At 73.9% G+C, this 7,487-nt stretch carries 7 protein-coding genes; 4 read left to right on the plus strand and 3 right to left on the minus strand.

Going from position 1 to position 7,487, the window contains the following annotated elements; translation table 11 throughout:
* Positions 1–60 precede the first annotated feature (60 nt).
* Both pgsA and Q4D18_RS10150 read left to right on the plus strand, forming a co-directional pair.
* On the plus strand, positions 61–672 hold the full coding sequence (pgsA, locus tag Q4D18_RS10145; RefSeq protein WP_303127991.1) for a phosphatidylinositol phosphate synthase: 612 nt from the start codon (positions 61–63) through the stop codon (positions 670–672).
* A 20-nt stretch (positions 673–692) separates the two neighbouring features.
* Complete coding sequence (locus Q4D18_RS10150; RefSeq protein ID WP_303127993.1) at positions 693–2,813, plus strand: acyltransferase family protein; 2,121 nt, start codon at positions 693–695, stop codon at positions 2,811–2,813.
* Positions 2,814–2,852: 39 nt separating this feature from the next.
* Here Q4D18_RS10150 and Q4D18_RS10155 read toward each other — a convergent pair whose 3' ends face one another.
* Complete coding sequence (locus Q4D18_RS10155) at positions 2,853–3,362, minus strand: aminoacyl-tRNA deacylase (protein ID WP_184231833.1); 510 nt, start codon at positions 3,360–3,362, stop codon at positions 2,853–2,855.
* Between the two features lie 5 nt (positions 3,363–3,367).
* Positions 3,368–3,826 carry a SufE family protein gene (locus Q4D18_RS10160; protein WP_303127998.1) on the minus strand — a complete coding sequence of 153 codons (459 nt, stop codon included), beginning with the start codon at positions 3,824–3,826 and terminating at the stop codon, positions 3,368–3,370.
* Positions 3,827–3,908: 82 nt separating this feature from the next.
* On the opposite strand from Q4D18_RS10160, the gene Q4D18_RS10165 reads away from it, so the two are divergent.
* A complete protein-coding gene (locus Q4D18_RS10165; RefSeq protein ID WP_303128000.1) occupies positions 3,909–5,273 on the plus strand; it encodes an aromatic amino acid transport family protein in 1,365 nt (454 codons plus the stop codon).
* 93 nt (positions 5,274–5,366) lie between these two features.
* On the opposite strand, the gene Q4D18_RS10170 is transcribed toward Q4D18_RS10165, so the two are convergent.
* On the minus strand, positions 5,367–6,260 hold the full coding sequence (locus Q4D18_RS10170) for a sulfurtransferase (RefSeq protein WP_303128003.1): 894 nt from the start codon (positions 6,258–6,260) through the stop codon (positions 5,367–5,369).
* Positions 6,261–6,391: 131 nt separating this feature from the next.
* Here Q4D18_RS10170 and zapE point away from each other — a divergent pair, with 131 nt between their 5' ends.
* Complete coding sequence (gene zapE / locus Q4D18_RS10175) at positions 6,392–7,459, plus strand: cell division protein ZapE (RefSeq protein WP_303128005.1); 1,068 nt, start codon at positions 6,392–6,394, stop codon at positions 7,457–7,459.
* Positions 7,460–7,487: the final 28 nt, after the last annotated feature.

Raw genomic sequence — 7,487 nt, forward strand, 5'->3', positions numbered from 1 at the left:
CTCCGCGCGCCCCGCCGTCGGTCCGGACGCCGCCGCCGGCGCCCCGGAGGCGTCGGCCTGATGCTCGACCGCCACGCCCGCGGGGCCACGACCCGCCTGTTCACCCCGGTGGCCCGGGCCCTGCTGCGGGCGGGGGTGAGCCCGGACGCGGTGACCGTGGCGGGCACCGTGGGCGTGAGCGCCGCGGCGCTGATCCTCTACCCGATGGACCAGCTCTTCTGGGGCACGATCGTGATCACGCTGTTCGTCTTCTCGGACCTCGTGGACGGGATCATGGCCCGCGAGGCCGGCGCCTCCGGGCCGTGGGGGTCCTTCCTGGACTCCACCCTCGACCGCGTCCAGGACGCCGCCATCTTCCTCGCCCTGTGCTGGTGGGGCTTCGGCGCCGGGCAGACACCGGCCGTCGGCGTGCTGGCCGGCGTGTGCCTGGCCCTGGGCATGCTCGTGTCCTACGCCCGAGCCAAGGCCGAGTCCCTCGGCCTGACCGCGTCCGGCGGCGTGGCCGAGCGCGCCGAGCGGCTCGTGCTGACCCTGGTCTTCGCCGGGCTGACCGGTCTGGGCCTGCCGACCGTCGTGCTCACCGCCGTCCTGGCCCTGCTCGCCGCCGCCTCCCTGATCACCGTCCTGCAGCGAGTGGCGGCCGTGCGCCGCCAGACCCGTCCCGCCCCCTGAGCCGACCCACCAGGAGACCCATGGCCCCGCCCACCGCACCCCGTCCGCTGACCCCCGGGCTCGGCCTGCACCGCTTCCGCGGGGACATCCAGGGCCTGCGCGCCGTGGCGGTCCTGGCGGTCCTGGTCTTCCACGCCGGCGTCACCGCCGTGCCGGGCGGATTCGTGGGGGTGGACGTGTTCTTCGTCATCTCCGGCTTCCTGATCACCGGGCTGCTGCTCAAGGAGGTGGACCGGACCGGCCGGGTGGCCCTGACCGAGTTCTACGCCCGCCGGGCCCGCCGCATCCTGCCCGCGGCGCTCGTGGTCCTGGTGCTCACGCTCGCCGCCGGGATGCTCGTGATGCCCGCGGGGGAGTGGGCGCGCCTGGGCGCCACCGCCGTCGCCTCCGCCCTGAGCGTGGTCAACTGGCTCTTCGCCGCGGAGAGCACCGACTACTTCGCGCAGGAGGAGGCTGCCAGCCCCTACCAGCACTACTGGTCGCTGGCCGTGGAGGAGCAGTTCTACCTGTTCTGGCCCCTGCTCGTGGTCCTGGTCACCGTCGGTGCGGCCGCCCTGATCCGACGCGGCCGCCGGTCCGACGCCGCCGCGTCCGGCCCCGTCCGACGGCGTCCCAGCGCGCCCGTGGCCGCGCGGCGCGTCCTCCTGACGGCCGGCGTGCTGGGGCTGGCGTCCTTCGTCCACTCCGCCGTCCACTCCTCCACCGACCCGGGGGCGGCCTACTTCGTCACCACGACGCGCGTGTGGGAGCTGGCCCTCGGCGCCGCCCTGGCCGCGGCCCTCGTGGTCCTGCCGGTGATCCCCGCCGCCGTCCGCGCCGGGCTCGGCTGGGTCGGACTGGCGATGATCGCCGTGGCGCTGGTCGCGATCTCCGGTGAGGCCGCCTACCCGGGCGTCGTGGCCGCCGTCCCCGTGGCGGGATCGGCGTTGGTCATCCTCGCCGGCGCCCACGAGGACGGCTCCACCGCCTGGCATCCGGCCCGCCTGCTGGCCACCCGGCCGATGCAGTGGATCGGCGACCTGTCCTACTCCCTGTACCTCGTGCACTGGCCGGTGCTGACCCTCGCCGCGTGGCGCTTCCCCGACGCCCGCCTGCCCCTGTGGCTGGGGCTGACGCTCGCACTGGCCTCCGTGGGGCTGGCCTGGCTGCTGCGTCGCGCCGTCGAGCTGCCGGCCCTGCACGGGCCCGTCCTGGCCGGGCGACGCCGGGCCCTCACCCGCGGCGGCGTGGGCATGGCCGCCTCCGCCGCCCTCGGGGCCCTCGTCCTCACCGCCGGCGTCGCCGCCGTCCCGCAGCGGCCGGGCACGGACGTCCAGGTCGCCGGCGCCCAGGCACCGGCCTCCGGAGAGGACCCCATGGCCGCGCTCGCGGGCGGCGGCCGCATGGTCCCCGCCCCGGCCGTCGCCGACGATGACCGCTCCCCGGCCCACCTGGAGGGCTGCCAGCTGGGCTACACAGACGTCGAGCCGCGGGCGTGCGAGTTCGGCGACCCGGACGCCGAGACGGTGATCCTCCTGCTGGGCGACTCCCACGCCAGCCAGTGGACCGCGCCCCTGGAGGTCCTCGCGGAGGAGCGCGACTGGCGCGTGGTCTCCCACACGAAGGCCTCCTGCGGGGTGTCCACGGCCGTGACCGAGCACGACGGCGAGGAGTACACCGCCTGCGGCGAGTGGAACGAGCGCCTCCCCGGGGTCGCCGAGCGGCTGCGGCCGGACCTCGTCCTCGTCACGGCCGCCTCCCACGACACGCTCTCCGGGCCCTCCTACGAGGAGGGCATGGCCGAGGCCTGGCGTCGTCTCGCCCCGCATGCCGGCCGTCTCGCGGTCGTCCAGGACTCCCCGTGGGCAGGGCTCAACGTCCCGCGGTGCCTCGAGCAGAACCCGGACGACCCGGCCGCGTGCGCCTACGACCGGGCGGAGGCGATCGCCGACTCCGGGGCGCCCGAGCTCACCGCGGCCGCCGGCCGGGACCCGGCGTGGGATGTGATCGACCTGACCCACCTGATCTGCCCCGGTGAGGGCGAGTGCGCGCCCGTGGTGGGGGAGGCGGTCGTGTTCTTCGACTCCAACCACCTGACCGCCACGTTCGCCCGCACGCTGGCCCCGCAGCTGGGCGAGGAGATCGCGGCCCTGCTGCGCTGACGACGCCCCGTCGGCCCGGCCGCCGGACCCCTGCGCGGCTCAGGCGGCGACGACGTCGGCCACCACGGCCTGGGTGAGCCGCACCAGGTCCTCCGGGTCCAGCTCGAGGTCCAGGCCCCGCTGGCCGGCGGAGACGTACATGCGTCCGCCCGCGAGCGCGGAGGCGTCCACCACCACCCGGTGGCGGCGCCGCTGGCCCAGCGGGGAGATGCCCCCGCGCACGTAGCCGGTGCGCCGCTCGGCGACGGCGAGCTCGGCCAGCGCCACCCGCTTCACCCCGAGGGCGGCCGCCGCGGCCCGCAGGTCCAGCCGGCCGCTCACGGGAATGCAGCACGCGGCGAGGTCGCCGTCGGGCAGGGCCACCATGAGCGTCTTGAAGGTGCGCTCGGGCGGCACGCCGAGGGCCTCGGCGGCCTGGACGCCGAGGCCGGGCCCTGCGGCGTCGGCTCCGGCGTCGAAGGAGAGCACCCGATGCGCCACGCCCGCGTCCAGGAGGACCTGGACCGCGGGCGTGGGGGCGCCGGAGGGGGCGGGGGAGCGTCGGGCCACGGGCCTCAGGCGATCCCGGCCTGCTCGCGCACGTTGCGCTTGATGCGGCCGAGCATCGCGGACATCCCGCGCAGGCGCAGCGGGGTCAGCGCCTTCTGCAGGCCCAGGCGGGAGGGGATGTCCTCGGGGACGTCGAGGATCTGCCGCGCGGTGAGGCCGTCGAGGCCCTGGGAGAGCACGGAGGCGAAGCCGCGCGTGGTGGGGGCCTCGGGTGGGGCGGTGATGAACAGGCGGACCGGGGCGTCGTCGCCGGTGGCGCCGTCCTCGAGCTCGACGGCCAGGAAGAGCGGGGACTGGCACTCCACCACCTGCTCCATCTCCTCCTCGTGGCCGTCGTAGCGCGAGGGCAGGGCGGGCAGCTCGTCGGCGAACTCGAGCAGCAGCTCGAGCCTCTGCGGGTCGGGCACCCCGGCGAAGTCGTCGATGATCTCGGCCAGGTTCGGGGGCACGGCGGTGTCGGTCATGGTGCCCCAGTCTAGGGGCCGTGCCACGCCCGGGACCGGTGCGTGTCCGAGGTCACCCGGGAAGCCTTCTACACTGGCGCGCATGTCCTCCACCGGTATCCCATCGTCGACGAACGCCCATGTCAGAGCCCAGTCCGACACCTCCGGCACACCCGCCGGACCCGACTCCGCAGCCACCCCCGCGGACGCCCCCGCCGACGTCCGCGCACACCGCGGGTTCGAGCGCGGCTGGGTGATCTCCCTGTTCGGCACGGCGGTCGGCGCCGGCGTGCTGTTCCTGCCCATCAACGCCGGCATGGGCGGGATCTGGCCGCTGGCCCTGGCCACCCTGCTGATCGCGCCGATGACGTACTTCTCCCACCGGGCGCTCTCGCGCTTCGTGTGCGCCTCGCCCAACCCCGGCGACGACATCACGGCCGTGGCCCGGGAGTCCTTCGGCCGCGGCCCCGGCCTGGTGGTCACGGTCCTGTACTTCCTGGCCATCTACCCCATCGTGCTGATCTACGGCGTGTCCATCACCAACACCGTGGACTCCCTGCTGGTCAACCAGCTCGGCATGGCCTCCCCGCCCCGTGCGCTGCTCTCCTTCGTGCTCATCGCCGTGATGATGGCCGTCATGGTGGCCGGGCAGCGCGTGATGCTGCTCGTCACGGGCTGGCTGGTGTACCCGCTGATCCTCATCCTGTTCGGCACCAGCCTGTACCTCATCCCCTCGTGGGACCTGGGCGCCCTGACCGCCGGCACCACCGCCGGCGTGGGCGAGGTCCTGATGTCCCTCTGGCTGGTCATCCCCGTCCTCGTCTTCGCGTTCAACCACTCGCCGGCCATCTCCCAGTTCTCGCTGGCCATGCAGCGCCAGTACGGGCAGGCGGCCGCCGCGCGCGCCTCGGCCGTCCTGGCCCGCACCACGGGCCTGCTGGTGGTCTTCACCATGTTCTTCGTGTGGTCCTGCGTGCTGGCCCTCGGCCCCGACGGCATGGCCCAGGCCAAGGAGCAGAACCTGCCGGTGCTGTCCTACCTGGCCAACGTCCACGACTCCCCGCTGATCTCCGCGCTCGGGCCGATCGTGGCGATCCTGGCGATCGTCTCCTCCTTCTTCGGCCACTACCTGGGCACCGCCGAGGGCGCGGAGGGCGTCATCCGCTCCACCGTGGACCCGCACCACCGCATCGGCGACCGCACCCTGCGCCTGGGCATCGCCGCGTTCATCTTCGTGACCACGTGGCTCGTGGCCATCGCGAACCCGGGCGTGCTGGCGCTCATCGAGGCCGTCGCCGGCCCGATCATCGCCATCATCCTGTACCTCATGCCCATGTACGCGATCCGCCGCCTGCCGGCCCTGGCCCCCTACCGCGGCGCGCTGTCGAACGTGTTCGTCACCCTCGCCGGCCTCGTCGCCGTCAGCGGCATCGTCTACGGCGTGGTCCGCACCGTCACCGGGGCCTGAGCCCCGCCCCCCAGCACGACGACGGCGCCCCTCACCGGGCCGGGGGGGGGCGCCCGCCGCGGGGGGGTCAGAGGGCCCGGGGGGCCGGGGAGGTCAGCGCGTCGGGGCCTCGCCGGGCTGCTCGCCCAGGACGATCGGCACGCGCACGGCGTTGCCCCACTCGGTCCAGGAGCCGTCGTAGTTGCGCACGTCCTCGTAGCCGAGCAGGTGCTTGAGCACGAACCACGTGTGGGAGGAGCGCTCGCCGATGCGGCAGTAGGCGATCACCTCGTCGGTCTCGCCGAGGCCGGCCTCGTCGCGGTAGATGGCCTCGAGCTCGGCGCGGGACTTGAAAGTGCCGTCCTCGTTGACGGCCTTGGCCCACGGCACGGAGGCGGCGGTGGGGATGTGGCCGCCGCGCAGGGTGCCCTCCTGCGGGTAGCCGTCCATGTGGGTGGTCTCGCCGGTGTACTCCTTGGGGGAGCGCACGTCGACCAGCGGGGTGGTGCCCAGGGCGGCGAGCACGTCCTCGCGGGCGGCGCGGTCGGTGGAGTCGTCGCGCTGGCGCACGGGGTACTCGCCGCGGGTGACCTCGGGGACCTCGCGGGTGGTCTCGCGGCCCTCGGCGAGCCACTTGTCCCGGCCGCCGTCCATCAGGCGCACGTCCTCGTGGCCGTAGAGGGTGAAGACCCACAGGGCGTACGCGGCCCACCAATTGGACTTGTCCCCGTAGAACACCACGGTGGTCTCGGGGGAGATGCCCTTGGACGCGGCCAGGTCGGCGAAGGCCTCCGGGCCCACGAAGTCGCGGGCGACCTCGTCGTTGAGCTCGGTGTGCCAGTCGATCTTCACGGCGCCGGGGATGTGGCCGGTGGAGTACAGCAGGGTGTCCTCGTTGGACTCGAGGACCACGACGTCCTCGTCACCGGTGTGCTCGGCGACCCAGTCGGTGGAGACGAGCCTCTCGGGATGGGCGTACTGGGAGAACTTCTCGGCGGTGTCAGTCATGGGCGCCAGATTACGCCACACCCATGGGACGTATTGGGTCAGGGTGGCCTCACCCCGGACACGGGGGGTCATGTCCGCACGCCCGGTAGCATGACGCCAGTCCCCTCCGCCGATCCAAGGATGGAGCCGTCGTGCCCCAGATCGTCCACCTCGCCGAGCGCTCCCCGCAGGTCTCCGCGGACCAGCTGCTCGAGGCCTTCCAGCCCTCCTACCGGTTCGGGGAGGTCTCCTTCGACTCCTACATCCCGGACCCCGCGCACCCCTCGCAGGCGGAGGCCGTGGAGCGGCTGCGCCGGTTCGCCGCCTCCCTCGGCGGCCCCGCCGCCGGCTCCGGCGGCGGGTTCCTCGGCGGCCTGTTCGGCGGCGGCCGCCGGCGTGCCGTGGCGGAGCCGGCCGGCATCTACCTCGACGGCGGCTTCGGCGTGGGCAAGACCCACCTGCTGGCCTCCACGTGGCACGCCGCCCCCGGGCCCAAGGCGTTCGGCACGTTCGTGGAGTACACGAACCTGGTGGGCGCCCTGTCCTTCCGCAAGGCCGTGGACGTGCTCAAGGGCTACACCCTGGTCTGCATCGACGAGTTCGAGCTCGACGACCCGGGGGACACCGTCCTCATGTCCCGCCTGATGCGGGAGCTGGCCGATGCCGGCGTGCGCCTCGTGGCCACCTCCAACACCCTGCCCGGGTCCCTGGGCGAGGGCCGGTTCGCGGCGCAGGACTTCCAGCGGGAGATCCAGGTGCTGGCCGAGCAGTTCGAGGTCATCCGCGTGGACGGCGAGGACTACCGCCACCGCGGCCTCTCCGCCGCCCCGGCCCCGCTGGCCGAGGACCAGGTCGTCCCCACCGCCGAGGCCAACTTCCCGCATGCCGGAGTGCTGTCCGTGGACGACTTCTCCGAGCTGACCGCCATGCTCTCCCGCGTGCACCCCTCCCGCTACCGGGAGCTGGTCAAGGACGTGGACGTCGCGGCGTTCCATGGCGTGCACACCATCACCGAGCAGGCCACGGCGCTGCGCTTCGTGGTGTTCGCCGACCGGCTCTACGACAAGGACGTGCCCGTGGTGGCCTCCGGCGTGCCGTTCGACGAGCTGTTCACCCAGGAGATGATGCACGGCGGGTACATGAAGAAGTACTTCCGCACGGTCTCCCGCATGACCGCGCTCGTGCGCGAGGGCCAGACCGGCGAGGCCGAGGCCAAGTGAGCCCCGCCGCCCGCTGAGTCCCCGGGCC

Origin of the sequence: Micrococcus sp. (assembly GCF_030523875.1) — a bacterium.
Lineage (GTDB): Bacteria > Actinomycetota > Actinomycetes > Actinomycetales > Micrococcaceae > Micrococcus.